Consider the following 778-nt stretch of genomic DNA (forward strand, 5'->3'; position numbering starts at 1 on the left):
CTTATTAAACTCAGTAAAATCGCGTGGTTTGTTGGACTGAACTACATCCACTTTATTTAGGATCTGAGGGAACTCACCATCAAGATATTGCTGAGCACGATCATTTTGTTGAGCACAACCAAATAGCAGACTCAAAGAAATAATAGGAAGGAGTTTTTTTAACACGTGATTTTTCCGTAAAAAAGAATAGCAAAAGGATGGCAAACAAATGCAAACGACGCAATTGAAAAGCGACGACAAAATGTTTCAACACTAAGCCAATCCGTTTACTTGTTGTTAAATCATCCATTTCGGGACGAACAACATGATAACAGGAGAATATTTACGAAATTGTCCAGACAATGTCTGAACTGATGTGGATATAAAAAAGATAGGAATGTTGAGCACTCGCGCAATGGCGAATGCTCAAATAGAAAACACAATATTTAACGAACGGCGATGCCAGCGTGCCCTTCAAGACGAAAGACCGGAAGATAGTGCGCTCGCGCATCCAACTTCATTTCTGTATGTTGTTTTCCGACAAAATCAAAATGGCGCACGGTCGAACCGACTTTGTATGAGAACGAATCGCCATCAAATTCAAAATCGGTTGCAATGGTCGAGCCATTAACGGTCACGCCCCTTTCACTAAGCACAAACTCTTCCCTCGAGTAAGGGGCTACATCTTGCTCAACCCAGCGGCCATAAATTATTGATTTAGAGATGGGAGGGTTAATGTACCGAGTGATCAAATCGCCATACAGCATACAAACAATGACCGTACCCAGCACTGCCATTA

General features: G+C 41.5%; 1 protein-coding gene and 1 pseudogene. Both read right to left on the bottom strand.

The window, feature by feature from the left end:
- Nucleotides 1-165 (bottom strand): annotated as a pseudogene (locus R7O13_RS26200) (murein transglycosylase A); the annotation flags it as partial.
- 260 nt (nucleotides 166-425) lie between these two features.
- Complete coding sequence (locus tag R7O13_RS26205) at nucleotides 426-776, bottom strand: DUF2850 domain-containing protein (protein WP_318305119.1); 351 nt, start codon at nucleotides 774-776, stop codon at nucleotides 426-428.
- Nucleotides 777-778 lie beyond the last annotated feature (2 nt).

The sequence above is a fragment of the Vibrio sp. Y176 genome (genome assembly GCF_033438945.1).